Raw genomic sequence first — 26428 nt, 5'->3', positions numbered from 1 at the left:
CCCGTGCCCCGGCTCACGCCTGGTCGTGGGCCCGTCCGCCCTGCGGTGGGCCGGCCCGGCGGCAAGGGTACCGGAGGCGCTCGTCCCCGCTGCGGCCAGCGCCGCACGCGCCCCGCGAGAGCCTGCGGCCTACGCCGCCCATGGCCCGCGAGAGCCTGCGGCCTACGCCGCCCATGGCCCGCGAGAGACTGCGGCCCGCGCCGCCCGGGCCCGGCGAGGACACGCCGGACGAGTCCGACGGGTGTCGGTGCGCGCCAGTAGGCTTCTGCCCGTGCTGGACACCCTCGACGCCGCCGCGGTCCGCCGCTGGTGCGCGAGCGGGCTGGCCGCACTGAAGCGTCACCAGGGCGAGATCGACCAGCTCAACGTCTATCCGGTGCCCGACGGCGACACCGGCACCAACCTGGTGCTCACCCTCACCTCGGCGCAGCAGGCCCTCGCCATGGATCTGGACACTCTCCCGCACAGCGGGCCGACAGCGCACGGGCACGCGCTGCGGCTGATGGCCCAGGGCGCGCTGCTCGGCGCGCGGGGCAACTCCGGGGTGATCCTCTCGCAGATCCTGCGTGGTCTCGCCGACCAGGTCGCCGGGGTGCCGGCGGTGCGTGGCCGGGAGTTCGCCGCCGCGCTGCGCTCCGGCACCACCGCCGCGTACACAGCGGTCTCCCGGCCGGTCGAGGGCACCCTGCTCACCGTGATCTCGGCCGCCGCCGCCGCGGCCGAAGGCGCGGACAGCGACGACCTGCCGGCGGTGGCCGGCGTCGCGGCCCGGGCGGCGGCCGAGGCGCTCGCCCGCACCCCGGAGCAGTTGCCGGCGTTGGCCCGCGCGGGTGTGGTCGACGCCGGTGGCCGGGGGCTTTGCGTGCTGCTCGACGCCCTGGTCGAGGTGCTGACCGGGGAGAGCGCCGACCGGCCCGCACCGGCACCGCGCTCCGCCCGCCCGGCGGCCCCCGTCGCCCGCGAGACCGGTTCGGACGAGTACGCGTACGAGGTGCAGTTCCTGCTCGACGCCCGCGCCGAGGCGGTCGACGGGTTGCGGCGGGCCCTCGACGCCCTGGGAGACTCGCTGGTCGTCGTCGGCGACGGGCGTGAGCCGGAAGGCACCTGGAACGTGCACGTGCACGTCAACGACGTGGGCGCGGCGGTGGAGGCGGGCGTCGCCGCCGGCCGCCCGTACCGCATCTCGGTCACCCGTTTCGCCGACCAGCCGGAGTCGCCCTCCGGCCCGGTGGTGGCCGGCCGGGCCGCGGTGGTGGTGGCCACCGGTGGCGGCATCGCCGACCTGTTCGCCGCGGAGGGCGCGACCGTCGTGCCGGGCAACCCGTCCACCGGTGAGTTGCTGGACGCCGTCCGCAGCACCGGCGCGGCCCGGGTGGTGGTGCTGCCCAACGACGCCAACACCGAGGCGGTGGCGAGCGCCGCCGCCCGCGAGGCCCATCGGTACGGCATCAAGGTGAGCGTGGTGCCGACCCGCTCGCCGGTGCAGGCACTGGCGGCGCTCGCGGTCCGCGACGGTGACCGCCGTTTCGAGGACGACGTGATCGCGATGGCCGAGGCGGCTGGGGCCTGCCGGTACGCCGAGGTCTGCCATGCCAGCCGGGAGGCGCTGACCGTCGCCGGCCCGTGCCGTCCCGGTGACGTGCTGGCGCTGGTGGAGGGGGAGGTGCACCTGATCGGCACCGACCTCACCGACACCTGCGCGGCGGTGGTCGACCGGATGCTCGGTGGTGGCGGCGAGATGGTCACCCTGCTGGCCGGGGTGGACGCTCCGGCCGGGCTCACCGACGCCGTCCGCGCGCACGTCGCGCGACGCTGGCCGTTCGTCGAGGTGCACGCGTACCCGGGCGGCCAGCCGTTTTATCCGCTCCTGGTAGGGATCGAATGAGCGAACCAGCCACCGTGGGCACTCCGCTGAAGAAGCTGGTCGGGGACAAGACAGCAAAGGCGCTGGCCTCGCACCTCGACCTGCACACCGCGGGTGACCTGGTCTACCACTTCCCGCGTCGCTACGACGAGCGTGGTGAACACACCGACATCCGCTCACTGGACGTCGGTGAGCAGGTCACCGTCATGGCCCAGGTGCAGCGCACCACTGTGCGCCCAATGCGTCAGCGGCGGGGCAACCTGCTGGAGGTGACCGTCGGCGACGGCTCCGGCGGAGTGCTGACCCTGACCTTCTTCGGCAACCAGGCGTGGCGGGAGCGCGAGCTGCGCCCGGGCCGGTGGGGCCTGTTCGCCGGCAAGGTCACCGAGTTCCGCAGCAAACGGCAGCTCAACGGCCCGGAATACGTCCTGCTCGGTGAGGGGGGCGACGGTGAGGCGGCGCTCAGCGACGACATCGAGGAGTTCGCCGGGGCGCTGATCCCGGTCTACCCGGCCGCCGCGGCTGTGCCGACCTGGGTGATCGCGCGCTGCGTGCGCGTCGTACTGGACACGTTCACCCCGCCGGACGATCCACTGCCGAGCGGCGTGCGGGCCAGCCGGAAGCTGGTCGGGCTGGGCGTCGCGCTGACCGAGATCCACCGGCCGTCCAGCAAGGAGGCGCTGCACCAGGCGCGGCGGCGCCTCAAGTGGGACGAGGCTTTCGCCGTCCAGGTGACCCTGGTGCAGCGCAAGCACAGGGCTGCCGACTGGCCGGCCCGGCCCCGCCCGGCACGCCCGGACGGGCTGTTGGAGGCCTTCGACGCCCGACTCCCGTACGAGCTGACGGCCGGTCAGCGGGAGGTCGGTGTGGAGATCGCGGCTGACCTGGCCACTCCGCACCCCATGCACCGCCTGTTGCAGGGCGAGGTGGGCTCGGGCAAGACGGTGGTGGCGCTACGGGCGATGCTCCAGGTGGTCGACGCGGGTGGGCAGGCCGCGCTGCTGGCGCCCACCGAGGTGCTCGCCGCCCAGCACCACCGCGGCATGCTCGACCTGCTCGGGCCGCTCGGGCGGGCCGGTGAGCTGGGCTCCGCCGAGCACGCCACCCGGGTCGAGCTGGTCACCGGCTCGCTCGGCGCAGCGGCCCGCCGCCGGGCGCTCGGCGAGGTGGCCAGCGGTGCCGCCGGCATCGTGCTCGGCACACACGCGCTGCTCTACGAGGGGGTCGACTTCGCCGACCTCGGCCTGGTGGTGGTCGACGAGCAGCACCGCTTCGGCGTGGAGCAGCGCGATGCCCTGCGTGCCAAGGCCGACCAGCCGCCGCACGTGCTGGTGATGACGGCCACCCCGATCCCGCGCACTGTGGCGATGACCGTCTACGGCGACCTTGAGGTCTCCACGCTCTCCCAGCTGCCCCGGGGGCGGTCGCCGATCGCCTCCCACGTGGTGCCGGCCGCCGAGAAGCCCGCCTACCTGGATCGGGCCTGGCGTCGGCTGCGCGAGGAGGTGGCCGCCGGCCACCAGGCGTACGTGGTGTGTCCGCGAATCGGTGACGGTCCGATCAGCGACGAGGAGCCGCCAGCCGAGGACGACAACGGCCGTCGGCCGCCGCTGGCGGTGACCGAGGTGGCCCCGCTGCTGGCCGAGGGCCCGCTGCGCGGCCTGCGGATCGGGGTGCTGCACGGTCGCCTGCCGGCCGACGAGAAGGACGCGGTGATGCGTTCCTTCGCGGCCGGTGACCTGGACGTGCTGGTGGCGACGACAGTGATCGAGGTCGGCGTGGACGTGCCGAACGCGACAGTGATGATCGTGCTGGACGCCGACCGGTTCGGTGTCTCCCAACTGCACCAGTTGCGCGGCCGGGTCGGCCGGGGTGCCGCCGCCGGGCTGTGCCTGCTGGTCAGCGAGGCGGCCGAGGGTTCGTCGGCGCGGGAACGGTTGGACGCGGTGGCGTCCACGAGCGACGGTTTCAAGCTCGCCGAACTGGATCTGGAGCAACGCCGCGAGGGAGACGTGCTGGGTGCCACCCAGTCCGGGCACCGCTCGCACCTGCGGTTGCTGTCCCTGCGGCGCGACGCCGACCTGATCCGCGACGCCCGCGCCGAGGCGATCACCCTGATCGAGGACGACCCGGAGCTGGCCCGCAGCCCGGCACTGGCCGCGTCGGTGGCCGCACTGGTGGACGAGGACCGCGCGGAGTACCTGGAGAAGGGCTGACCACGCAGGCCGTCGGGCTGCGCCGGCTGATGATCGACTCGGCTTTCATGAAACCGGGGTATCCCGCCGACGGGGATACCCCGGGTTCAGTGATGCCGAGTCGATCACGCAGGCCACTACATGGCTGAGGGCGCGCCGACCGGGTGGTCGACGCGCCCTCAACTGTCAGAGCGGGTTGTCTCAGGCGGTGAAGCGAACCCGACGACGACGGGCCACCACGAACAGGGCGGCACCGGCGGCCAGCAGCACCACGGCGCCGGCGATGATTCCGCCAGTGGCGGCACCGGTCAGCGGCAGAGCCGGCTCGTCCTTACCGCCACCCTGACCCGGGGTGCAGTCGGCCGGCTTCTCCCAGGCGATCGGGCTGGTGTCGTCGAGGCCCTCGGCCGCCGGCGTCACGGTCAGACCCTCGAACGCCTCGAACTCGACGACCACGGTCTTGCCCGGCTCGACGGTCCGCTTCTGCGCCTCACCCTTGTTCGGGGTCAGGGTCACCTCGAAGGCCTTGCCGTCCTCCGGGTTGGCGAAGCCGAAGATCAGCTTGTCGCAGGTGGACTCGTAGCCGGCCTGGGGCTCGCCCGGCTTGACGCAGTCCTCGGGGGTCGCCCAGGTGTAGGGCTCGCCGACCGGCTTGTCACCCTCGCTGACGGTGATCTCGCCGGCCTTGGCCGGAACCACGATGTCCTTCTTGCTCTCGCCCGGCTTGACGGTGTACGTCTCCGAGAAGCCCTTGGCCTTGACGGTGAGCTTGGCCTCGGTCGTGGCGTCCGCGCCGTTGGCGAGCGTCACCGTGACGGCGCCCTCACAGTCGGAGGCGAAGCTGGCGGTGGGGATGGACACCGCCGGCGGGGTCGTCGGCGGGGTGCTCGGCGGGGTGCTCGGGGTGGCGCTCGGCGTCGGCTCCGGCGACGGGCTGGCCGGCGGCTCATCCGTCTCGCAGGTGCCCTCGAACGTCACCTTCGCCGTGCGGGCGTTCTTCTCGGGGTAGCCGTCGTCCCAGCGGGCCTTCACGGCGAGGGTGGCCTCGGTGGCCGAGCCGGGCACCCGCTGCACGCCGGTGATCGGCGTGTTGACGTCGTACGGGTAGGAGGACTTGTCCGATGCCGCCACGATGTTGGTCACGGTGGTGTTGGCGGGGGTGAGCTCGACGCTCGCCAGCTGGAAGCTCTTCGAGGAGTAGTGGTAGACGCTCTTGACGGTCCAGTTCACCACCCACTCGCCGGTGGTGGTGTCACAGACCGCCTGGCCGCTCGGCTCGGTGTAGTGGGCGCTCGCGGGGCTCGCGATGACGCCGACGCCGGCGAGGCCGATCAGCGCACCCGCGGCGATGGCCGCGACGCGCCGGAACGGAGACTTGGGAGGGTTCACGCCTGCTCCTGGTGAGGGGGGTACGGATCGCGTGGCGGAAGGCCGGGAGGCATCGTGACCGGGCAGTCACTGCTCACCGGGGCGTCGCGCGACGCGGTGGTGTTCCCGCGGCGAAAGCGGGGACAGGGGGAGACTGTACTGATGGGTGGTTAATGAGGGGAGTTCAGATCATTGCCATCCGGCAATGTAGTTGATTCGTGATCTTTGATATACCGAAGGTGTCGGTCCGGTCACTGGGGACGGCCCGCGCCGCCCGGGCTCCACGATGGACGCCGTGCCGTCGGGGCTGCTCAGGTGCCCCCTGTCGTCGCTGGCCGGCCCGCTCATCGGATCCGCGCCGTGCTGACCGGGTCCGCGCCGCATCGCGTAGCGTCGCGGGCATGAGCAGGAGGAAACGGTGACCCGGATCGTGGCCGGGACGCTCGGTGGCCGGCGGATCGCCGCGCCACCCGGCGCCGGCACCCGACCCACCTCGGACCGGGTTCGGGAGGCGCTGTTCAGTGCCGTCCAGGCCGCTGTCGATCTCGACGGTGCCCGCTTCGCGGATCTGTACGCCGGCTCCGGCGCGGTCGGGCTGGAGGCGCTCTCCCGAGGTGCCCGGCACGTGTTGCTGGTCGAGTCCGACCCGCGGGCGGCCCGGGTGATCCGGGAGAACGTGACGGCCCTCCGTGCGGGTCCGGCGGCCCGTCTGGTCACCGGCAAGGTGGCGACGGTGCTGGCCGCCGGGCCGGACGACGGGCCGTACGACGTGGTCTTCGCCGATCCGCCGTACGCGGTGCCGGACGAGGAGATCACCGCGCTGTTGGCCGCGCTGGTCGACGGCGGTTGGCTGGCGCCCGACGCGTTGGTGGTGGTGGAGCGGTCCCGCCGCACCAGGGAGTTCGACTGGGTGGAGGGGATCACCGCCGAGCGCAGTCGCCGTTACGGCGAGACCACCCTTTGGTACGGTCGCCGATCATGAGACGTGCGGTGTGCCCCGGTTCGTTCGATCCGGTCACCAACGGACACCTCGACATCATCGGGCGGGCCAGTCGGCTCTTCGACGAGGTGATCGTCGGTGTGCTGGTGAATCAGTCGAAGAGTGGCCTGTTCACCGTCGAGGAGCGCATCGAGATGCTCCGCGAGGTGACCTCGTCGTACGGCAACGTGCGGGTCGAGTCGTTCCGAGGGCTGCTGGTGGACTTCTGCCGGGCGCAGCAGGCCAGTGTGCTGATCAAGGGCCTGCGGGCGGTCAGCGACTTCGACTACGAGTTGCAGATGGCCCAGATGAACATCGGGCTGGCCGGCGTCGAGACGCTTTTCATGCCGACCAACCCGCTCTACTCGTTCCTCTCGTCGAGCCTGGTGAAGGACGTGGCCAAGTGGGGTGGCGACATCTCCGCCCACGTCCCCGACCCGGTCCGCGAAGCCCTCCAGGCCCGCCTGGGCCCCCGCCGCTGAACGGACCCTGACTCCCTTCCACCTTCGCGATCTTGCACTTACGGTGCCCGCATCGCTCCTTTCGGCATGGTTTGACGTGACCGCAAGTGCAAGATCGGCGCGGTGGGAGCCGCGGGTGACTATGTCGCGACTCGCCGGGTTGGGGTGAGTGGGGCGGCGGTGGGGCCGGCACGACATGATTGGTGGCGCGGGGAACGGCCGTAGCCCGCATCATGGAGGTCGGCCGACGAACGACAGGAGTGAGGTAGCCGGTGGACCCGCTCGATCGCATCGAAGAACTGATCGCCATCCTGGAGCAGGCCCGCTCCGTCCCGATGTCGCGCAACAACTGCATGGTCGACCGGGGTGAGATGATCGCTGCCCTCGATGAGATGCGTGCCGATCTCCCCGCCGACCTGCGTCGCGCCGCCGCGCTCCTGGAGGAGCGGGACAAGATCATGGACGCCGGCAAGCGCGAGGCGGACCGGATCATCAGCGAGGGTGAGGCAGAACACGCCCGCCTGGTCTCGGTGAACGAAATCACCGTGTCGGCCGAGCACGAGGGCGCCCGGATCATCGGCGAGGCCCGCGCCGAGGCGCAACGCCTGCGTGAGGAGGTCGACGACTACGTCGACACCGCGCTGGCCAACTTCGAGCAGTTCCTCACCCGGGCGCTGGCCTCGATAGAGCGCGGCCGGGACAAGATGCACGCGCTGCGGGAGATCGGCACCTTCGCTGGGGATGAGGCGGAACGCCCGCTACCCTTCTGAGCGGCACCTCACCAGCCGACTTCTCAGGCGGGCGTCGCCCCCGGTTCGACGGTCGGGCGGTCGTCCAGGTAACCTTTTTTGTCGGCCTCTCACCGGCCGGAGTCTAACTATGCCCAAGCACTCGCCATCGACACTCAACCCCAGGGCGCCGCTGGTCCTCGACACGAGGGACCTGCCGCGTCGCCCTGGCGCGTTGCGTGAGGTCCAGCGGGTCGTGCCGGCACCGGCGGACCTCGGTGTGGAGTTGATCGGCGTGCCGGAGGGCGCGGACCTCGACCTCGATCTGAGGTTGCAGTCGGTGTCCGAGGGCGTGCTCGTCTCCGGGACCATCACCGGTCCCGTCCGGGGTGAGTGCGGCCGTTGCCTGCGCGAGATCAACGACTCGATGGGCGTGACGATCCAGGAGCTGTACGCGTACGAGGACAGCACCACGGACGCCACGACCGACGAGGACGAGGTGGGCCGGATGCAGGGCGATCTGATCGACCTGGAGCCGGCGCTGCGGGACGCGTTGGTGCTCACGCTGCCGACCAACCCGCTCTGCCGGGAGGACTGCCCAGGACTGTGCCCTGAATGCGGGGCGCACTGGGACGATCTGCCGGCCGACCACAGTCACCAGCAGATCGACCCGCGTTGGGCGGGCCTGTCGCAACTGACCGTTACAGAGGAGTAAGAACCGTGGCCGTCCCGAAGCGCAAGATGTCGCGCAGCAACACCCGGTCCCGCCGGGCGAACTGGAAGGCGACAGTGGTCGCGACCGTCGCGTGCCCGCAGTGCAAGTCCCCGAAGCTGCCGCACGCCGCCTGCTCCGTCTGCGGCACCTACAACGGCCGCCAGGTTCTCGAGGTCTGACCTGGACGCCGAGTGACGCCCCCGACCCCAGGTCGGGCGGCGCGCGCATCCTGGCATTCGCCCGGTGCCCCGGCTCCCTCCGACGCCGGCCGGCCCAGTCCGGCCGGCGTTCCGGTGGAGCCGGGCGCCGCGCGGATCGCCGTTGACCTCCTCGGCGGGGACGACGCTCCCGCCGTCGTGGTTGACGGCGCTCTGCGGGCCATGCGCGCCGACCCCGACCTGCATCTGCTTCTCGTCGGTCCGACCGAGGTCGCCGACGAGCTGATCGCTGCCCTCGATCCCGCGCAACGCGCCCGGATCGCGGTGCGGCCCGTTCGCGATGTCGTCGGCATGGCCGACCATCCCAGCGCCGCCCGCTCCGAGAGCACCGTCCGGGCCGCGGTCACCGCCGTCCGGGACGGAACCGCCGACGCCCTGGTTTCCGCCGGCGCCACCGGCGCCACCGTCACCGCGGCCGTACTCGGCCTCGGCCGTTCACCGGAGATCCGCCAACCCGCGCTGGCCGCCACCCTGCCCGCCGTGGCGGGGCCGGTCGTGTTGCTCGACGTCGGCGGCTCCCTGGAACCCCGCCCGGCCACCCTCGCCCGCCACGCCGTGCTCGGCGCCGCCTACGCGGCGGTGGCCCACTCGATCGCCGCGCCCCGGGTCGGACTTCTCTCGGTCGGCACCGAGGCCGGCAAGGGCGACCGGGTCCGCCGCGCCACCGACCCCCTGCTCGCCGTCGAACCGCTGCCCGGCGCGGCGCGCTACGTCGGCCTGGTCGAGGGGTACGACGTCGCCCTCGGCGCGCGCGCCGATGTGGTCGTCACCGACGGCTTCACCGGTAACGTGCTGCTCAAGGCCATTGAGGGCGCGTACGCGATGGCCGGCGGCCCACCTGCCCAGGGCGGCGCGCCCCGCGCGGCGGCCCTGCTGGGCGTCGCGGGGACGGTGGTCGTCTGTCACGGGTCCGCCCGCGCCGACGACGTCGCCTCCGGCATAGCTCTCGCCGCCCACCTGTGGCGGCGGCGCGCCACCGATCTGGTCACCGCGTTGCTCGACCGCGACGCCGCGACCGGTCGCACCGACCGCTCCACCGACACCGAGGTACGCACATGAGCAACGACAAGCGGCGGCGGGCGTCCGTCGGTCACCTGGAAGCCGCCTTCGGAGTGAGCCTGGAACCCGAGCTGCTCCAGCGCGCGTTGACCCACCGGTCGTACGCGTACGAGAACGGCGGGCTGCCGACCAACGAGCGGCTGGAGTTCCTCGGCGACTCGGTGCTCGGCGTGGTGATCACCACGGCGCTGTTCCACAACCACCCGGACCTGCCCGAGGGGCAGCTGGCCAAGCTGCGGGCCAGCGTGGTCAACATGCGGGCGCTCGCCGACGTGGCCCGCGGTCTGGGCCCGGACGGGCTCGGCGCGTACCTGCTGCTCGGCAAGGGTGAGGAGACGACCGGTGGCCGGGACAAGGCGAGCATCCTCGCCGACACGCTGGAGGCGCTGCTCGGCGCGATCTACCTCCAGTACGGCCTGGACACCACGGGGATCGTCATCCACCGGCTCTTCGACCCGCTGATGGCCGAGTCGGCCGGTCGTGGGGCCGCACTGGACTGGAAGACCAGTCTCCAGGAGCTGACGGCCGCGCTCGGTCTCGGCGTACCGGAGTACCGGATCGAGGGCACCGGCCCGGACCACCTCAAGACGTTCACCGCCTGGGTGGTGGTTGCCGGCAACCGGTACGGCGGCGCGGAGGGGCGCAGCAAGAAGGAGGCCGAGCAGCGGGCCGCCGAGGCCGCCTGGCGGACGCTCGCCGAGCAGAACGGCCAGAACGGCGACGGCGGCCAGGGTGGCCAGAACGGCGACGGCAGCCAGGGTGGTCAGAACGGCGACGGCGGCCAGCGTGGTCCGGTCGCCGACGATCGTCAGGACCAGCCGGTCGACCGGGACGACTCGGCCGACCGCGGCGAGCCGTTCGGGCCGCTGGAGAGCGCCGAGCGGGCGGCGGAAGCCGAGCAGGCCGACCACCTGGCGCAGGCGCTGCCGGCCGGGGGCGCCGACGGCCACGAGACGGGCCGCCCGCGTGCCTGAGCTGCCCGAGGTGGAGACCGTCCGGCAGGGGGTGGCCCAGTGGGTCGTCGGCCGCCGGATCTCCTCGGTCGAGGTTCGTCATCCGCGTGCGGTCCGCCGGCACGCTCCCGGCGACGTGCACTTCGCCGACGTGCTCGCCGGCCGGACGGTGCTCGACGCCCGCCGTCGCGGCAAGTACCTGTGGCTGCCACTGGACAGCGGTGACGCGATCGTCGGGCACCTCGGCATGTCGGGTCAGCTGCTGCTCCAGCCACCCGGCACGACGGACGAGACCCACCTTCGGGTCCGGTTCCGGTTCAGCGACGACGGCCCGGAGCTGCGCTTCGTCGACCAGCGCACGTTCGGCGGGCTCTCGGTGAGCGAGGGCGGCGCCGAGTTGCCCGACGAGATCGCGCACATCGCCCGCGACCCGATGGACCCGGAGTTCTCCGACGAGGCGTTCGTCGCGGCGCTGCGCCGCCGGCACACCGAGGTGAAGCGCGCGCTGCTCGACCAGACCCTGATCTCCGGGGTGGGCAACATCTACGCCGACGAGGCGCTCTGGCGCGCCAAGCTGCACGGCGGCCGACCGACCGACGCGTTGACCGGCCCGGCCGCGCAGCGTCTGCTCGGCCACGTCCGCGACGTGCTGGCCGAGGCGATCAGCGAGGGCGGCACCAGCTTCGACGCCCTCTACGTGAACGTCAACGGCGAGAGTGGCTACTTCGACCGGGCGCTCAACGCCTACGGCCGTGAGGGCGAGCCGTGCCGTCGGTGTGGCGCGCCGATCCGCCGCGAGGCGTTCATGAACCGGTCCTCGTACAGTTGCCCGCACTGTCAGCCACGGCCCCGGGGTGCCCTTCGGGGATGACCCGGAGCCGGCTCGGGGCGATGCCGGCGGGTCGCGGCCCGTCGCTCGGGGCAGGCCCCCGGTGTACGTCCGAATCGCGGGCCGATGTCCCGCGAACGCACCCCCGCGCACGGTCCGCTGGTTCCAGGGTGAGCCCAGGTCGATCCCCGATGTGACCGCCTCGTCACGCACCTAGCGTCAGCACCGTTGACAGGGGGTTGACGTGACAGGGGGACCCGAGATGGGCAGAAGACCGGTGACGGTGCGGCTGGCGCGGTGGAGCGCCGAGCACCCGTGGCGGGCGATCGCACTGTGGGCCGTGTTCGTGGCGGTGTGCTTCGTCGGCGGCAACGCCGCCGGACTCAACGAGGCCACCAGCGGTGACCAGGCGATCGGCGAGGCAGGGCGGGCCGGCCTGATCGTCGACGCCGCTGACTTCGACGACCCGGCCGTGGACAACGTCCTCATCACCTCGTGGGGTGGCGCGTTGGACCCGGCGGCGGCGAAGTCGGCGGCCGACGACGCGGCGGCCCGGCTGCGTACGGTCACCGGGGTTGCCGGGGTGGGCCAGCCGGTCACCGCGCGGGACGGCTCGGCGCTGCTACTGCCGATCACCATGTCGGGTGACCCGGAGACGGCATCGGAGCGGGTGCAGCCGTTGCGGGACGCCACCGCCTCCGTGCAGGCCGCGCACCCCGGGCTTCGCGTCGAGCAGGTCGGCGGACCGTCCATCGGTCAGGCCCTCGACGACACCCTGGGCAAGGACTTCAAGCGCGCCGAGCTGCTCAGCCTGCCGGTCACCCTGGCGATCCTGATCATCGCGTTCGGCGCGCTGATCGCGGCGAGCGTGCCGGTGCTGCTGGCCCTCTCCTCGGTCGCCGCGGCGATGGGTCTGTCCACTCTCGCCTCGCACCTGGTGCCGGCCACCGACACCACGGCACCGGTGATCCTGCTGATCGGCATGGCGGTCGGCGTCGACTACTCGCTGTTCTACATCCGTCGAGAGCGGGAGGAACGCGCCAAGGGCCGCTCCGGTCTGGACGCGGTGGAGATCGCCGCGGAGACCTCCGGGCACGCCGTCGTGGTCTCCGGCTTCGCGGTGATCATCTCGATGGCCGGGCTGCTGCTCGCCGGCGACGTCGTCTTCTCGTCCCTCGCCATCGGCTCGATCCTCGTGGTGGCCGTCGCGGTGACCGGTTCACTGACCGTCCTGCCCGCCCTGCTGGCCCGACTCGGCCGTTGGGTGGACCGGCCACGGGTGCCGCTGCTCTGGCGACTGACCGCGCCGCGTACCGGCCGGCACGGTGAGCCCCGCGCGCCCCGGCTGTGGCCGGCGGTGCTCCGGCCCGCGCTGCGCGCGCCGGTGGCGACGCTCATCATCTCGGTCGGGCTGCTCCTCGCGCTGGCCGCGCCGGCGCTCGGCATGAAGCTGAAGTTCCCCGGCATGGAGGACCTGCCCCGCACGACTCCGGCGATGCAGGCGTACGACCGGCTCACCACCGCCTTCCCGAGCGCCGGCACCAATCACGTGGTCGCCGTCCGGGCGCCCGCCGACCAGGCCGATCGGGTACGCGCCGCCCTCACCGGCCTGTCCACCCGGGCGGCTGCCGATCCGCTGTTCGCCCCGGCCGAGGCGGACGGCCCGAAGATCGAGGTGTCGGCCGACCGGCGGGTCTCGGTGCTGGACGTCCCCACCCCGTACGCCAGTCGGGACGACCGGTCGGTGCAGTCGTTGGAGAAGCTGCGCGGGGACCTGGTCCCGGTCGAACTGCGGGGCATTCCCGGCATCGAGTACGCGGTGGGCGGGAGCGTTGCCGACAGCGAGGACTACGCCCAGCACGTCCGGGACAAGTTGCCGCTGGTCATGGGCTTCGTGCTGGTGCTGACCTTCCTGGTCATGACGTTCACCTTCCGGTCGGTGGTGATCGCGGCAAGCTCGATCGCGCTGAACCTGCTGTCCGCCGGCGCCGCGTACGGCCTGCTGGTGCTGATCTTCCAGGGCGAGTGGGCGCAGGGACTGCTCGGCTTTACCTCGATGGGCGCGATCGTGTCCTGGCTGCCGCTGTTCCTGTTCGTGGTGCTCTTCGGCCTCTCGATGGACTACCACGTCTTCGTGGTCAGTCGGATCCGCGAGGGCGTCCGGTCCGGCCTGCCCAACCGCGACGCCGTGTCGTACGGGATCACGTCGTCGGCCGGGGTGGTGACCAGCGCGGCGATCGTGATGGTCGGGGTCTTCTCGATCTTCGCCACGCTGAGCACGATCGACATGAAGCAGCTCGGCATCGGTCTGGCGGCGGCCATCCTGCTGGACGCCACCATCATCCGGGGCGTGGTGCTGCCGGCGTTGATGACCATGCTCGGCGACGCCAACTGGTGGGCCCCGCAATTCCTGCGCCCCCGCCCGGCACCCGCCCCCACCGACCCGCCGTCCTCCGCCCCAGAGCTGGTCCCAGTGCCCTAACCACCCGCCCCCGCGCCGCCCCCGCCCTCGCCCCCGCGCCGCCCCGGCCCCGTCCCGCGCCGCCCTCCAGCCCGTCGATCTTGCAGTTTCTGTCGTGGCGAAGCGGGGCCAAACCGGCAAACCGGCAACCGAAGTGCAAGATCGCCGGGGCGCGGGGCGCGGGGCGCGGGGCGCGGGGCGCGGGGCGCGGGGCGCGGGGCGCGGGGCGCGGGGCGCGGGGCGCGGGGCGGGGATGACGTGGGGTGGGGTGGGGTGGGGTTAGGGGAGGGGGCAGGGTTCGCGGGATGCGTCGAGGGTGTGGTCCTTTCGGATGGACGCGAAGCCGTAGCCGACGGTGGTGACACAGAAGTCGTCGGTCGAGCCGGTGTACTCGACGTGGAAGACCGGCTTGCCGGCGTCGCTGAACGGCAGCAGTTTGGCGCACTGGGCCAGCCGGACACACTCCTCGTTGACAGCGAAGTCGAAGTCCGGGGCCAGCGCGGCGAGCTGTGGCACGTCGTTGGCCAGCCCCGGGGAGAGGCTCAACGAGCGGGCCAGCTCGGCCAGCCGGCGGTTGAACAGCAGTTGGTCGTCGAAGTCGAGCGCGAAGCCGGAGCGCGCCGCGTACCCGTCGGCGTCGAAGAGCGCCACCGCGCCGAAGCCCTTGCCCCGGCAGAGCCGGAACCGGTCGGTCAGCACCGGCCGGAGTGCGTCCCAACTCCGGACGTCCAGCCACCGGCTGTCGGGCCGCCGCCCGGCCGCGCCCCGGACGACCTCGGGAAACCGGCTGGCGTCCGGGTCGTCGGAGCGGACCGATCCCACGTTCACCTGGCAGATCAGCCGGCGGTCCCGGGAGCGCAGGTCGGCGGTCTGCGCGGCGGTGGTGGCCACCGGGTCGAGGAGGAAGACGTGGGCGTCCACCGCCGGGTCGAGCGGGCCGCTGAGCTGCCACTGCCACTGCCAGTGCCGGGCCTGCGCCGCTGGCCACGCGGTGGGCGCCCCGGGCGGGGTCAGCGCGGGCCGGCACCCGTACGCCGGCACGACCAGGACTAGCGCGACGCTGGCGGACAGGACACGGCGCACTGGGCGTACGGCGACGCGTCGCCGCGGCCGGATCCGCATCGGCAGCTCCCGGGTCCCGGGCGGCCGGTCGCCGCCCGCACCGGTACGCGGCCCCCACGCTCCGGCCCGACGTACCTCACCGGGTCAACGAGCGCAGGGGCGGGAACGACGCGCGGTCAGCGCGGCGCCGCGAAGACCTGCGTCCAGTACGGTCCGTTGCTGTTGGCGATGCCGACGCCGATCTCGGTGAACGCGCAGTTCAGGATGTTGGCCTTGTGGCCAGAGCTGTTCATCCACGCGTCCATCACCGCGGCCGGGGTCTGCTGGTTCCAGGCCACGTTCTCGCCGTACGTGCGCCAGGTGTAGCCGACCCGGTCCAGCCGGGTGCCGGCGTTGCTGCCGTCGCTGCCGGTGTGCGACATGTTCTTGTTGTCGGCCTGGTCCTGGCTGTGCCGCTGGGCGGCCGTCATCAGCTTGGTGTTGATGCTCAGCGCCTTGCAGCCGGCCTTGGCCCGCTCGGCGTTGACCAGGTCCACCACCTCGCGGGCCTGGGCGCTGACGGTGCCGCTGGAGCCGCTGGTGCCGGTGGAGCTGCCGGTGTTGCTCGGCGCGGTGCTGCGCTGGACGCTGCGGCGCGACGCGGCGGTGCTCCGCGACGACGCCGGTGTGGGCTTGACGACCTTGGTTGGCGACGGGCTCGGAGAAGCCGGGCTGGGGATGGTCGACGGAGAGGGTGCGGCGAGGGTGTCCAGCGCCGGCTCTTCGGTGGGCGCGGCCGACGTCGCGAAGGAGTCGTCGACGGCCGTCGGCTGAGCGGCCCCGTCGTCACCGCCGGGCAGGGTGAGCGCGCCGACGCCGAAGCTCACCACGAGGGTGGCGGCCGCGGCGGCCCCTCCGATCATCAGTGGCCGGCGCCAGCGGCGTGGGGAGCGGTGCCGTCCCTCGCCGGGCCGGCTGGTCTCGGCGGTGCCGTGCCAGCCGTCGGTGGTCTCCGGGTCGGTGTAGGTGTGCCAGCCGCCGGGCACCTCGGCGCGTCGTCCGCCGGTGGTGTCCTGGGCCGGGCGGCTGTCGCCCCAACCGTGGGTCTCGCCGTCCGGTTGGTGGGCCCCCCACGCGGCGGTGCGGGCGTCGGCCTCCTCGGCGGGGATCGCCGGGTCCGGTAGCCGGCCGTCGGTGGGCTGCTCCCGGTGCCACTCGTCGCCCGGCTGGCCGGGTTCGTCGCCGAAGAGATAGGCCGAGCGGGGCTCCGGGCGGTCGTGCAGCCAGGCCGGCTCGTCGGTCGGCCCTCCGGCGCGCCGGGGGGCGCCGTTGGGGTCCATCGGATCGGTCCAGCCGTACACGCCTATGCCTCCACGGGTCGGTTGCGGGCCGGGCTGACGCTACGGCGCGCCTACGAGCTGCGGCAACGTGGCTAAGAAAGAGTTAAGGGGAAGTGGGACACGAGGGTGCTGACTTCCGCGGATCCGGGCGTACAGTAAAGGTGTCCGGACAGAGAGTGTCCGTGCCTTGCGGCAGCCCCCCGGCAAGTGGACAGGTCGACGTGGAGATGATCTACGGCCTGCGAGAACTTGACGAAGGAGGGGTTTGCGGCTCAATATATAGGTGTCGCCAGTCGCGCCCGGTCATGCCCAGATACAGCCTGGAATGACAGCCGCGTACAAATGGGCGCGCGTTTGGCCGGCCTTTCCGGCAGCGCATATCAAGGAGTCAGCATGGCGAAGGCCCTCTACGGCCACGTAGGTGCAGCGCCCGACCGGCGTCTGCTCGACGAGGTCACCCGACTGCGTTCCAGGGTTCAGGCGCTGGAGTTCGAGATCACGCGTCTGCGTGCCGACAATGATCGGCTCGCGGCGGCTGCGGCGGAGGCGGACGATCTTCTCCGTCTGGCCGAGCCGGCGTTGACCTGATCTTCACGTCGCAAAAACTGAATCGCACCACCGCAAAAATGCGCGCCGACACCTCAGTGCCGGCGCGCAACACTGTCCGGCACCTTTTCGGCGCCGACGATTCATGATCTTGCAGCCGATCGTGCGGGAAGCGCGCCGCACAGTTACCGAAAAGCGTGTCGGCGGATAAGCCGATCATGAAAGGCGCTTGTCTTTCTCGCGGTCAACCGAACAACAGCGCGCCCACTGCCGACGCGACGCGGGGCGGGTCGCGTGCCGGCCCGCTCCCACCGCCGGGTTAGTCTGCGGGTTCACCCAGGTCCCCACAGCCGGCGACGGTACGGCGGCCACCGGACGAGGATCGAGTAGGTGTATCTCAAGAGCCTGACGGTGAAGGGGTTCAAGTCCTTCGCCTCCGCCACGACGTTGAAGCTGGAGCCCGGGATCACCTGTGTGGTGGGCCCGAACGGCTCGGGCAAGTCCAACGTCGTCGACGCCATCGCCTGGGTCCTCGGCGAGCAGGGCGCCAAGGCCCTCCGTGGCGGCAAGATGGAGGACGTCATCTTCGCCGGCACCGCCGGCCGGGCCCCGCTGGGCCGTGCCGAGGTCACCCTCACCATCGACAACACCGACGGCGCGCTGCCGATCGAGTACACCGAGGTCTCCATCACCCGCCGGATGTTCCGTTCCGGCGAGAGCGAGTACGAGATCAACGGCAACTCCTGCCGGTTGCTCGACATCCAGGAGCTGCTGTCCGACTCCGGCATCGGCCGGGAGATGCACATCATCGTCGGGCAGGGCCGCCTCGACGGCATGCTGCACGCCAAGCCGGAGGACCGCCGCGCGTTCATCGAGGAGGCGGCCGGCGTCCTCAAGCACCGCAAGCGCAAGGAAAAGGCGCTCCGCAAGCTCGACGCGATGCAGGTGAATCTCAATCGCCTGACCGACCTCACGGCGGAGCTGCGTCGTCAGCTCAAGCCACTGGGCCGGCAGGCCGAGGTGGCCCGGCGCGCCGCCGCCATCCAGGCCAACCTGCGCGACGCCCGGTTGCGGCTGCTCGCCGACGACCTGGCCACCCTGCGGACCACCCTGGACCGGGAGATCGCCGACGAGACCGCGCTGCGCGAGCGGCGCGAGCAGATCGAGGGTGAGCACACCGAGGTGCAGGGTCGGCTCGGCGAGTTGGAGGCCGCCCTCGCGGAGGACGCGCCGCTGCTCGCCGCCGCCCAGGACACCTGGTACAAGCTCTCCGCCCTCCAGGAACGCTTCCGCTCGATCGAGCAGTTGGCCCGGGAGCGGCTGCGGCACCTCAGCGCCACCGGCGACGACGAGCGGCCCGGCCGCGACCCGGATCAGCTGGAAGCCGAGGCGGAACGCGTCCGCGAGCAGGAGGAGGAGCTGCGCGGCGCGCTCACCGACGACCAGATCCGACTGGCCGAGGCGGTCGAGCACCGCCAGGAGTTGGAGCGGCAGCTGGCCGCCGCCGAGCGCGAGTTGGTCGTCGCGGCCAAGGCCATCGCCGACCGGCGCGAGGGGATGGCCCGACTCACCGGCCAGGTCAACTCCGCCCGGGCCCGGACCACCAGCGCCGGCGAGGAGATCGAACGCCTCGCGATCGCGCACGCCGACGCGCTGGGCCGCGCCGAGCAGGCGCAGGCCGACCTGGACGCGGTCGCCGCCCAGTCCACCGAGGCCGACCGGGACAACGCGGACCTGGACGCCCGGCACGCCGAGGCGGTCGCCGTGCAGGAACGGGCCCAGGCCACCGTCCGATCGCTGTCCGACGCCGAGCGGGCCGCGGAGAAGGACGCCGCCTCCTGGAAGGCCCGTGAGGAGGCGCTCGCCCTGGGGTTGCGGCGCAAGGACGGCGCCGGGGCGCTGCTCGCCCGCGGCGGAGACGTGCCCGGCCTGCTCGGCAGCCTCGCCGGGTTGCTCACCGTCGCGCCCGGTCACGAGGCCGCGCTGGCCGCCGCGCTCGGCGGCCTCGCCGACGCCGTCGCCGTCAGTGGGGTGGACGAGGCCGTCGAGGCGATGCGGCTGTTGAAGATCTCCGACGCCGGCCGGGCCGGACTGCTGGTCGGTAGCCCGGCGGGGCCCGGCATGACCGGCTCCGCCGACGCGCTGCGTCCGAAGTTGCCGGACGACGCCCGGTGGGCGCCCGACCTTGTGGAGTGCAGCGCCGAGCTGCGTCCGGCGGTGCACCGGGCCCTGCGGGACGTGGCGCTCGTCGACGATCTCGCCGCCGCCGCCGAGCTGGTCGCCAGCAACCCCGAGCTGCGGGCGGTCACCCCGGACGGTGACGTGGTCGGGGCGTACGCGGCGGCGGGCGGGTCGGCCAAGGCTCCCAGCTACATCGAGGTGCAGGCCGCAGTCGAGGAGGCCCGCGCGAACCGGGTCACCGCCGAACGCGCCGGTCTGGAGCTGCGTGATCAGTTGGTCGAGGCGCGCGCCGAGGTGGCGACCGCCAAGGAGGCCGTGCAGCACGCCGCCGCCGAGAAGCGTGAGGCGGAGAGCCACCGCAACGCCGCCGCTCGCCGGCTGGCCGAGCTGGGCGCGGCGGCCCGTTCCGCGAAGGCCGAGACCGACCGGCTCGGCGACTCCCGCTCCCGCGCCGAGGCCGCCCGGCAACGGGACCTCACCGCGCTCGCCGAGCTGGAGGAGCGGCTACGGCTGGCCGAGGAGACCCCGGTCGACGCCGAGCCCTCCACCGAGGAACGGGATCAACTGGCGGCCATGGTGCCGCAGGCCCGGCAGAACGAGATGGAGGTCCGGCTCGCCGTGCGTACCGCCGAGGAGCGGGTCTCCTCGATCGCCGGCCGGGCCGACTCGCTCGCGCGGCAGGCCACCGCGGAACGGGCTGCCCGGGAACGCGCGGCGGCCCGGCGGGCCGCCCGCGCCCGGGGTGCGGGCATCGCCCGGTCCGTCGCCGGTGGCGCCCGGGAGGCGCTGACCCGACTGACCACCTCGATCGCGACGGCGGAGGAGCACCGCGACGCGGTCGCCCTGGAGCGCGCCGCGCGGGAGGCGGAGCTTCAGGAGGTACGCGGTGCCGCCAAGCGGCTCGGCGCGGAGTTGGAGCGACTGACCAGCCAGGTGCACCGCGACGAGGTGGCCCGGGCGGAGCAGCGGCTGCGCATCGAGCAGTTGGAGGCGAAGGCCGCCGAGGACTTCGGGCTGGACGTGGAGACGCTGGTCGCCGAGTACGGTCCGGCTCAGCCCGTTCCGCCGACCCCGGTGGACGTCGCGACGGCCGAACGTGACGGTCTGCCGGTGCCCGAGCCGGTGCGCTACGAGCGGCCGGTGCAGGAGAAGCGGGCCGCGAAGGCGGAACGGGAACTCGCCCTGCTCGGCAAAGTCAACCCACTCGCGCTGGAGGAGTTCGCCGCGCTGGAGGAGCGCTTCAAGTTCCTCTCCGAGCAGTTGGAGGACCTCAAGGCCACCCGTCGGGACCTGCTCACCGTGGTGAAGGACGTGGACGAGCGGATCCTTGAGGTCTTCGCCAGCGCCTTCGAGGACACCGCCCGGGAGTTCGAGCAGGTGTTCACAGTGCTCTTCCCCGGTGGCGAGGGACGGCTGATCCTCACCGAACCCGACGATCTGCTCACCACCGGCGTCGAGGTGGAGGCCCGCCCGCCGGGCAAGAAGATCAAGCGTCTGTCGCTGCTCTCCGGTGGCGAGCGGTCGCTGACGGCGGTGGCCATGTTGGTGGCGATCTTCCGCGCCCGGCCCAGCCCGTTCTACATCATGGACGAGGTGGAGGCGGCCCTGGACGACGTCAACCTGGGCCGGTTGATCACGTTGATGGCACAGTTGCGCGAGAAGAGTCAGTTGATCGTCATCACGCACCAGAAGCGGACGATGGAGATCGCCGACGCGCTCTACGGCGTGACCATGCGCAGTGGGGTCACCCAGGTGATCAGCCAACGGCTCAACCGGGCCGACGAGGACGACCAGCGGCACGGCCGCGGCGAGGAGAACGGGTAGTGGCTCGGGAACGCGCGACGGCGCTCCTGCTGGACTTCGACGGTGTACTGCGCCGGTGGGACCCGGCGGTGGCCGCCGTTGTCGAGCGGGAGTACGGCCTCTCCGAGGGGGTGCTCGGTGAGATCGCCATGCAGTGGGGGCGGCTCCAGCCGGTGCTCACCGGCCAGGTCAACCACGCTGAATGGATGGACAGCGTGGCGGACGCCCTGGCCGAATCGGTGGGCAGCCCGGAACGCGCCCGCGCCGCTGTGGAGCAGTGGCAGAGCTACCGCGGAGAGGTCGACCAGGAGGTGCTGGCGTTCGTTCGGGAGGTCCGTGCGGCGGGCGTCCGGGTCGGGTTGGGCACCAACGCCACCGACCTGCTCGACTCCGACCTGGCAGCGCTCGGCCTGGTCGGCGAGCTGGACGTGGTGGTCAACTCCTCGGTGATCGGCGTGCACAAGCCCGCCCCGGAATACTTCAAGGCCGCCTGCGTGGCACTGGCCACCCCGCCGGCCCGGGTCCTCTGCGTCGACGACGAGGACTGGGCCGTGCGGGGTGCCCGGTCCGCCGGGTTGTCGGCGCACCGCTGGGGCGGCCACGCGGACCTGCGTTACCTACGGGCGGCCCTGGACTACTGAGCGCCTGTCACTCGCCGGTGACGCCGTCGATGCGTTCCCGGATCAGGTCGGCGTGGCCGTTGTGCCGGGCGTACTCCTCGATCATGTGCACGTACACCCAGCGCAGGTTGAAGGTGCGCTTCTTCGCGCCGACCTCGGTGAACGTCTCGTCGAGCGAGTGGCCGGCGGCGGCCTCGCGGGCCAGCGCCACCTCGCGGTGGAAGATGGCGAAGTCGGCCTCGGCGTCGGCGGTGCTGACGTCGTGGTCGGCGTCCGGGTTCTCCGGGGTGAAGTACGGGTAGTCGACAGGCTCACCGGCGAAGTTCTCCCGGAACCACCAGGCCTCCACCTCGGCCAGGTGCCGGACCAGGCCGAGCAGGGTCAGCCCGGACGGTTCAACGCTGGGCGTGCGCAACTGCTCCTCGGTCAGCCCGGCGCACTTGAGCAGCAGTGTCTGTCGGTGGTAGTCGAGCCAGCCGTCGAGCATGGTGCGCTCGTCGCCGACGTACGGTTCGGGAGTCCGGGTGATCTCCGGTGCGGTCCAGGTCATGCCGCGCATCCTGCCCGGCACCCCGGACATGCCGCGACGGGTTATCAGGGCACCACGACGACCGGCCAGCGGCCGGCACGGACCAGCCGGGTGGCAACCGAGCCGACCAGCCGGTGTCCGGCCTGCTCGGAGGCGCCGACCACGAGCATGTCGGCCTGGAACTCGTCGGCCGCCGCGCACAGCTCGCCGTACGCGTCGCCGCGCCGCACCAGCAGGGTCACCGGAATGCCCCACTGCTCGGCCCCACGCCGGCACTCCCGGCGCAGCTCGTCGGCCAGCTCGTCGTGCGTGCGTTGGATCGCGCCGGCGTCCATGCCGGGAACCAGGGCGGTCAGCCCGCTCGGTGAGCTGACGAAGACCACCACCAGCGCGGCGCTCTGCCGACGGGCCAGGCCGGCGGCGTAGGCACCGGCCCGCTCGGAGGTGCGGGTGCCGTCGACACCCGCCATGATCACCCGAGGGCCGTCCGTGCCGCGCTCGAAGGGCAGCGGTCGGGTCCGGGGGCCGTACTCCTCGCGGTCCGGTGCTCCCACGCCCATGGCTCTACCTCACCTCTGCTCGCCGGTACGGATCACGGGTGCGCCAGCGCCGGCGGCGACTGTCGATTCCCGCTCGACCTGCTCGGAAACCGGGTCGCCGTTGTGCTGGCGCAGCGGCACCTCCTTGATGAAGACCACAGCGATCAGCGCGATCAACGCGAACGGGGCGGCGGCGAGGAAGATGTCACCGGCACCGTGGCCGTACGCGCTCTCGACGACAGCCCGCAGCGGGCCGGGCAGGGTGTGCACGTCGGGCAGGGCGCCGCCGCTGCCCGAGCTGGAGGCGGGGATGCCGAGTTGGGCCAGCCCGTCGGCGGTGTAGTCCTTGACCTTGTGGGCGAGCACCGCGCCGAGGGCGGAGACGCCGATCGCGCCACCCAGGCTGCGGAAGAACGCCACCACCGAGCTGGCCGCGCCGAGCTCGTGCGGGCCGACGGTGTTCTGTACGGCGAGGACCAGGTTCTGCATGGTCATGCCCAGGCCGACACCGATCAGCAGCATGTAGACGCTGAGCAGGGTGAAGCTGGTGTCGGCTCGCAGGGTGCCCATCAGCGCGAAGCCGACGGTGAGCAGCGCCGACCCGATCACCAGGTACCGCTTCCAGCGGCCGGTCTTGCTGATGACCCGCCCGATGACCGTGGAGGCGACCAGCAGGCCGAGGATCATCGGCAGGGTCATCAGGCCGGACATGGTCGGGCTCTGCCCACGGCTGATCTGGAAGTACTGGCCCAGGAAGATCGACGCGCCGAACATGCCCACACCGACCGCGATGCTGGCGACCACGGCGAGGGTGATGGTGCGGTTGCGGAACAGCCGCGGTGGGATCATCGGCTCGGCGGCCCGGGTTTCGACCCGGATCGCCAGCGCGCCGAGGACCAGGGCACCGACGACCATCGCGGCGGTCTGCCAGGACGCCCAGGCGAACTGGTCGCCGGCGAGCGAGACCCAGATCAGCAGCAGCGAGACGGCGGCGGTGATCAGGGTGGCGCCCCACCAGTCGATCTGCGCCTTCCGCTTGACCACGGGCAGGTGCAGGGTCTTCTGGAGCACGATCAGCGCGATGATGGCGAACGGCACGCCGACGTAGAAGCACCAGCGCCAGCCGAGCCAGGAGGTGTCCACGATCACGCCGCCGATCAGCGGGCCACCGATGGTGCCGACGGCCATCACGGCGCCGAGGTAGCCGCTGTAGCGGCCCCGCTCGCGCGGCGCGATCATCGTGGCCATGATCACCTGGGCCAGTGCGGTGAGGCCGCCTGCGCCGACGCCCTGGAGCACCCGGCAGGCGATCAGCTCACCGGTGCCCTGGGCGAGGCCGGCCAGCACCGAGCCCAGCACGTAGATCCCCAGCGCGAGCTGGACGAGTGTCTTCTTGTTGGTCAGATCGGCCATTTTGCCCCAGATGGGGGTGGTCGCTGTGGTCGCGAGCAGGGCCGAGGTCACCACCCAGGTGTACGCGGACTGGCCGCCGTGCAGTTCGGTGATGATCCGCGGCAGCGCGTTCGAGATGACCGTGGAGGAGAGGATCGCGACGAACAGACCCAGCAGCAGGCCGGAGAGTGCTTCCAGGATCTGCCGGTGGGTCATGTCGACGGCGGCCGCCCGCGTGGGGACTGTGGCCTGGCTCATCGTGTGTTGCCTCCGAGCGGAGTCGATGTGGAACGGCGGCGGGCTGGTACGCGTGGGCCGCCTGAGAATTGCCTGAGGCAACCGTATGCCTTGGTTGCCTGAAGCAACAACTTGTCGGACCGGCGCGCTATTCCCCCTCGCGATGCCTACTGCCAGGAGTCGTTGAACCGGCCGAGCAGCCGGGCGAACTCCTCGACGTCCCGCTCCGGCCAACCGTCCAGGGCACGCAGAAACTCACCCAGTCGCGCCGAACGGGCAACGTCGAACCGGCGCTGCCCCTCCTCGGTCATGCTGATCTGCGCGGCCCGCCGATCACTCGGATCGGGGTCGCGGTGGACCAGGCCGAGGACCTCCAACGCGTTGATCTGCCGGCTCAGCGTGCCCTTGCCCACGCCCAGCCGCGCCGCCAACTCGGTCAACCGGATCGACCCGCTACGCCGCAACCACAGCAACAACCCGTAGGTGTTCGGCTCCAGATTCGGGTGTACCTCCCGGGCGATCTCCCAGGAGACCGCCCGCCCACGGCGCAACAGAGCGGTCAACTCGTGCTCGACCGCCCGGATCGGCTCCGGCAGGTGCTCGTCCACGGCGTAGAGACTACGGCGCGGCCGGCTCGCCGTCGCCGGAGAGTCGACGCCGCATCACCGGGCGTAGGTGCCCGTCCTTCGTGGTGCCCTCGATGACCACGTCCGCCCCGCGCCCCTGATGGGTCAGAGTGGCCACCGCGTTGCCGAAGTACGGGCCGGCCAGCTTGCGCCAGCGCACCCCCGGCCGGCGTACGCCCGCCGAACGGGCCAGCGCCCGGGTGGCCCCGGCCGGACCCGGCGACCAGCCCAGTTTCATCAGTGGGCGAATGCCCGCCGGCACCTGGTTGTGGATCGGCGAACAGGTGAGCTGGTGCACCGGAGTGACCACCGCTGGGTCCGCGAACCGGGCCCGCGCCACGTACGAGTGGTGCACGTCACCGGAGAGCACGCTGATCGACGCCGGTGGGGCGTACGCCGGGCCGGCCCCGATCCGCGCGCCGGACTGCCGCGGCGTGCCGGTGCCGATCCTTGCGAACGTCTCCGCGAGCGCCTCGAAGGACCGCCGGAACGCCGCCCAGTGCTCCAGGTCCAGCGCACGCCGCAGCTTCTCCGCCCCGCGCGCCACCCACGGTCGGCGTGAGTCCGCCAGTTTCTCGTTCCACGCCTCGATGTGGTGGATGCCCTGCGGCAGCAGCCAGGGCAGCGAGGCGCCCACCACCAGGTGGTCGTAGACCCCGTGCGCCTGGTCGAGGAACCAGGCCCACTCGCCGGGCGGCAGCATCGCCCGACTGTTGGGCTCGAGCACCCGGCTGCACCGGTTGTCCAGCATGACCAGCCGGGTCCGGCCCAGATCCAGCGCGTAGCTCCACTGATACTGCACCGCGCGCCAGCGCTCAGTGTTGTGCGCCAGGTCGGACTCCTGGTCGACCCGGTGGCCGAACTCGCGCAGCACGCTGGTGGCGTCCTCGGCCGCGGCGACCTTCGCGAAGACCGGATCGGCGACGATCTCGTCGGGGGAGAGATTGCCCAGGTGCTGGTAGACCCAGTACGAGGCGAGCCCGCTGCCGATCCGCTCCGCCCACCACGGCTGCTCGCGTACCTCGGCCCGCCACGCCGCCGAGGTGTTCCAGTCGTCGATGATCTCGTGATCGTCGAAGATCATCACGCTGGGCACCGTGGAGAGCAGCCAGCGGATCTCCGGATCACGCCAGGACTCCAGATAGAGCTTGGTGTACTCGTCGAAGCTCACCACCTGGTCGGCCGGAGCGCCCTTCGGCCGCCGCCGCCGTCGACGCAGCAGCCGGCGGACAGTGGGCGAGGTGACGTCGGCGTAGACCTGGTCACCGAGCAGCACCAGCAGGTCGGGCAGCGGGTTCGACTCCGGGTCCGCCATCAACCGCCGGGCGTACGCGTCCAGCGCGTCAGGTGGCAGCTTGCGGGTGGTGGCGTGCTGAGTGGTCTCCCGGCACGAGCCGAAGATCAAATTGACCGGCTGGTCCCGGTCGTCGGCGGCCCGGGTGCGGATCACGCTCGGCGGGAACCCGCTGCTCGGCACCGGCCAGACGAGCTCGTCGTCGACGAGCACCTCGTAGGTGGTCTCGCTGTCCGGGGTGAGCCCCGCCACGACCACGAGGGCGTAGTGGTGGTCGTACGCCGAGAAGGTGGGCGCGGTGCCGGTGGCGCCGTCGGCGGTACGGACGGTGACCACGGCGGGCCCGGCGGTCTCTACCCAGATGGTGGCCCGGGTGTCCACGACTCGCCGCAGGAGTGGGCCGATGAGGAGGTGTGCGGCGGACATGGCGCGAGCCTACCGCCGGATTCC

21 protein-coding genes and 1 pseudogene are annotated in these 26428 nt (G+C 72.2%); 14 read left to right on the top strand and 8 right to left on the bottom strand.

What is annotated here, in order from left to right; translation table 11 throughout:
- Nucleotides 1-271: 271 nt before the first annotated feature.
- Nucleotides 272-1885 (top strand): DAK2 domain-containing protein, encoded by a 1614-nt coding sequence (locus ACGF3C_RS17435; RefSeq protein ID WP_393223010.1) that lies wholly within the window; start codon nucleotides 272-274, stop codon nucleotides 1883-1885.
- Entirely contained in the window at nucleotides 1882-4080 is a 2199-nt protein-coding gene (gene recG, locus ACGF3C_RS17430; RefSeq protein WP_393223007.1) for an ATP-dependent DNA helicase RecG, read from the top strand. Before ACGF3C_RS17435 ends, recG begins: the two co-directional genes overlap by 4 nt.
- Nucleotides 4081-4260: 180 nt before the next feature.
- Here recG and ACGF3C_RS17425 read toward each other — a convergent pair whose 3' ends face one another.
- A complete protein-coding gene (locus ACGF3C_RS17425; protein WP_393223004.1) occupies nucleotides 4261-5448 on the bottom strand; it encodes an LPXTG cell wall anchor domain-containing protein in 1188 nt (395 codons plus the stop codon).
- Between the two features lie 397 nt (nucleotides 5449-5845).
- On the opposite strand from ACGF3C_RS17425, the gene rsmD reads away from it, so the two are divergent.
- The 9 genes and pseudogenes from rsmD to ACGF3C_RS17380 all read left to right on the top strand — a co-directional run bounded on the left by rsmD (nucleotide 5846) and on the right by ACGF3C_RS17380 (nucleotide 13851).
- Nucleotides 5846-6409, top strand: a complete 564-nt coding sequence (gene rsmD, locus ACGF3C_RS17420; RefSeq protein ID WP_357226031.1) for a 16S rRNA (guanine(966)-N(2))-methyltransferase RsmD — start codon at nucleotides 5846-5848, stop codon at nucleotides 6407-6409.
- On the top strand, nucleotides 6406-6888 hold the full coding sequence (coaD, locus tag ACGF3C_RS17415) for a pantetheine-phosphate adenylyltransferase (protein ID WP_030335289.1): 483 nt from the start codon (nucleotides 6406-6408) through the stop codon (nucleotides 6886-6888). Before rsmD ends, coaD begins: the two co-directional genes overlap by 4 nt.
- A gap of 251 nt (nucleotides 6889-7139) precedes the next feature.
- A complete protein-coding gene (locus ACGF3C_RS17410; RefSeq protein ID WP_355005267.1) occupies nucleotides 7140-7637 on the top strand; it encodes a hypothetical protein in 498 nt (165 codons plus the stop codon).
- 109 nt (nucleotides 7638-7746) lie between these two features.
- Nucleotides 7747-8310, top strand: a complete 564-nt coding sequence (locus ACGF3C_RS17405; RefSeq protein ID WP_238684615.1) for a DUF177 domain-containing protein — start codon at nucleotides 7747-7749, stop codon at nucleotides 8308-8310.
- A 5-nt stretch (nucleotides 8311-8315) separates the two neighbouring features.
- A complete protein-coding gene (rpmF, locus tag ACGF3C_RS17400) occupies nucleotides 8316-8489 on the top strand; it encodes a 50S ribosomal protein L32 (protein ID WP_030335284.1) in 174 nt (57 codons plus the stop codon).
- Nucleotides 8490-8603: 114 nt separating this feature from the next.
- Nucleotides 8604-9587 carry a phosphate acyltransferase gene (locus tag ACGF3C_RS17395; protein WP_393222999.1) on the top strand — a complete coding sequence of 328 codons (984 nt, stop codon included), beginning with the start codon at nucleotides 8604-8606 and terminating at the stop codon, nucleotides 9585-9587.
- Nucleotides 9584-10333, top strand: a pseudogene (gene rnc, locus ACGF3C_RS17390) (ribonuclease III); the annotation flags it as partial. The gene ACGF3C_RS17395 and the pseudogene rnc, both read left to right, overlap by 4 nt.
- A gap of 220 nt (nucleotides 10334-10553) precedes the next feature.
- Nucleotides 10554-11411, top strand: coding sequence for a bifunctional DNA-formamidopyrimidine glycosylase/DNA-(apurinic or apyrimidinic site) lyase (gene mutM / locus ACGF3C_RS17385; RefSeq protein ID WP_357226023.1), 858 nt, complete (start codon nucleotides 10554-10556; stop codon nucleotides 11409-11411).
- 220 nt (nucleotides 11412-11631) lie between these two features.
- Nucleotides 11632-13851 carry an MMPL family transporter gene (locus ACGF3C_RS17380; RefSeq protein ID WP_393222995.1) on the top strand — a complete coding sequence of 740 codons (2220 nt, stop codon included), beginning with the start codon at nucleotides 11632-11634 and terminating at the stop codon, nucleotides 13849-13851.
- A gap of 258 nt (nucleotides 13852-14109) precedes the next feature.
- Here the strand turns inward: ACGF3C_RS17380 and ACGF3C_RS17375 are convergent, their stop codons facing one another.
- Nucleotides 14110-14952 carry an endo alpha-1,4 polygalactosaminidase gene (locus ACGF3C_RS17375; RefSeq protein ID WP_357226016.1) on the bottom strand — a complete coding sequence of 281 codons (843 nt, stop codon included), beginning with the start codon at nucleotides 14950-14952 and terminating at the stop codon, nucleotides 14110-14112.
- A 116-nt stretch (nucleotides 14953-15068) separates the two neighbouring features.
- Nucleotides 15069-16232, bottom strand: a complete 1164-nt coding sequence (locus tag ACGF3C_RS17370; protein ID WP_393222991.1) for a CAP domain-containing protein — start codon at nucleotides 16230-16232, stop codon at nucleotides 15069-15071.
- Between the two features lie 372 nt (nucleotides 16233-16604).
- Here ACGF3C_RS17370 and ACGF3C_RS17365 point away from each other — a divergent pair, with 372 nt between their 5' ends.
- The 3 genes from ACGF3C_RS17365 to ACGF3C_RS17355 all read left to right on the top strand — a co-directional run bounded on the left by ACGF3C_RS17365 (nucleotide 16605) and on the right by ACGF3C_RS17355 (nucleotide 21382).
- Nucleotides 16605-16799, top strand: coding sequence for a hypothetical protein (locus ACGF3C_RS17365; protein WP_030487463.1), 195 nt, complete (start codon nucleotides 16605-16607; stop codon nucleotides 16797-16799).
- Between the two features lie 348 nt (nucleotides 16800-17147).
- A complete protein-coding gene (smc, locus tag ACGF3C_RS17360; protein WP_393222988.1) occupies nucleotides 17148-20762 on the top strand; it encodes a chromosome segregation protein SMC in 3615 nt (1204 codons plus the stop codon).
- Nucleotides 20762-21382: an HAD-IA family hydrolase gene (locus tag ACGF3C_RS17355; protein WP_355005260.1), complete on the top strand. Its 621-nt coding sequence runs from the start codon at nucleotides 20762-20764 to the stop codon at nucleotides 21380-21382. Before smc ends, ACGF3C_RS17355 begins: the two co-directional genes overlap by 1 nt.
- A 7-nt stretch (nucleotides 21383-21389) precedes the next feature.
- On the opposite strand, the gene ACGF3C_RS17350 is transcribed toward ACGF3C_RS17355, so the two are convergent.
- The 5 genes from ACGF3C_RS17350 to ACGF3C_RS17330 form a co-directional block, all read right to left on the bottom strand.
- A complete protein-coding gene (locus ACGF3C_RS17350; RefSeq protein WP_357232883.1) occupies nucleotides 21390-21911 on the bottom strand; it encodes a DinB family protein in 522 nt (173 codons plus the stop codon).
- 44 nt (nucleotides 21912-21955) lie between these two features.
- Complete coding sequence (locus tag ACGF3C_RS17345) at nucleotides 21956-22450, bottom strand: universal stress protein (RefSeq protein WP_357232881.1); 495 nt, start codon at nucleotides 22448-22450, stop codon at nucleotides 21956-21958.
- Nucleotides 22451-22459: 9 nt separating this feature from the next.
- Nucleotides 22460-24079, bottom strand: coding sequence for an MDR family MFS transporter (locus ACGF3C_RS17340; protein ID WP_393222983.1), 1620 nt, complete (start codon nucleotides 24077-24079; stop codon nucleotides 22460-22462).
- Nucleotides 24080-24225: 146 nt separating this feature from the next.
- Entirely contained in the window at nucleotides 24226-24666 is a 441-nt protein-coding gene (locus ACGF3C_RS17335) for a MarR family transcriptional regulator (protein WP_366608238.1), read from the bottom strand.
- Between the two features lie 10 nt (nucleotides 24667-24676).
- A complete protein-coding gene (locus tag ACGF3C_RS17330) occupies nucleotides 24677-26404 on the bottom strand; it encodes an alkaline phosphatase D family protein (protein WP_393222979.1) in 1728 nt (575 codons plus the stop codon).
- Between the last annotated feature and the right edge of the window lie 24 nt (nucleotides 26405-26428).

Source organism: Micromonospora sp. NPDC047762 (assembly GCF_043204655.1).
In the GTDB taxonomy this organism is placed as follows: domain Bacteria; phylum Actinomycetota; class Actinomycetes; order Mycobacteriales; family Micromonosporaceae; genus Micromonospora.
Note: the sequence above shows the minus strand (reverse complement) of the source record. Positions and strands in the feature narration are given on the sequence as shown.

Bases quoted from the DNA above. Each gene is read 5' to 3' on its own strand.
- ACGF3C_RS17340 (WP_393222983.1), bottom strand. From the start codon at position 24,079: ATGAGCCAGGCCACAGTCCCCACGCGGGCGGCCGCCGTCGACATGACC.
- coaD (WP_030335289.1), top strand. From the start codon at position 6,406: ATGAGACGTGCGGTGTGCCCCGGTTCGTTCGATCCGGTCACCAACGGA.
- ACGF3C_RS17365 (WP_030487463.1), top strand. From the start codon at position 16,605: ATGGCGAAGGCCCTCTACGGCCACGTAGGTGCAGCGCCCGACCGGCGT.
- ACGF3C_RS17350 (WP_357232883.1), bottom strand. From the start codon at position 21,911: ATGACCTGGACCGCACCGGAGATCACCCGGACTCCCGAACCGTACGTC.
- ACGF3C_RS17345 (WP_357232881.1), bottom strand. From the start codon at position 22,450: ATGGGCGTGGGAGCACCGGACCGCGAGGAGTACGGCCCCCGGACCCGA.
- ACGF3C_RS17330 (WP_393222979.1), bottom strand. From the start codon at position 26,404: ATGTCCGCCGCACACCTCCTCATCGGCCCACTCCTGCGGCGAGTCGTG.
- ACGF3C_RS17375 (WP_357226016.1), bottom strand. From the start codon at position 14,952: ATGCGGATCCGGCCGCGGCGACGCGTCGCCGTACGCCCAGTGCGCCGT.
- recG (WP_393223007.1), top strand. From the start codon at position 1,882: ATGAGCGAACCAGCCACCGTGGGCACTCCGCTGAAGAAGCTGGTCGGG.
- ACGF3C_RS17380 (WP_393222995.1), top strand. From the start codon at position 11,632: ATGGGCAGAAGACCGGTGACGGTGCGGCTGGCGCGGTGGAGCGCCGAG.
- ACGF3C_RS17405 (WP_238684615.1), top strand. From the start codon at position 7,747: ATGCCCAAGCACTCGCCATCGACACTCAACCCCAGGGCGCCGCTGGTC.